1 pseudogene is annotated in these 273 nt (G+C 62.3%); it reads right to left on the minus strand.

Annotation, left to right across the window (positions count from 1 at the left end):
• Nucleotides 1–187 (minus strand): annotated as a pseudogene (locus APY03_RS36960) (hypothetical protein); the annotation flags it as partial.
• Nucleotides 188–273: the final 86 nt, after the last annotated feature.

A 273-nucleotide genomic window follows, 5' to 3' on the forward strand; every position in this document is an offset into this window, starting at 1 on the left:
CTCGGCCACCAACGGCCTCGCTGCGCGAGGCCTGGGACAGGTGCATGCGAACGTGTACGAACGTGAGCACGAGCACGAGTACGAGTACGAGTACGTGCATGTGCGTCTGCATCTGCATCTGCATGTGCATGTGCATGTGCGTGTGCGTGTGCGTGAGTGTCAGCGTGAGCGAGGACCAAGAACTCACGCCGACCTGCATGCCACACAAGGACGCGCCATGGCGCGTTGGAGTTCAAATCCCCTCTGGCCGCGCCGAGGAGCGGAGCTTTTCGC

Origin of the sequence: Variovorax sp. WDL1, from assembly GCF_001541225.1 — a bacterium.
GTDB lineage: Bacteria > Pseudomonadota > Gammaproteobacteria > Burkholderiales > Burkholderiaceae_C > Variovorax.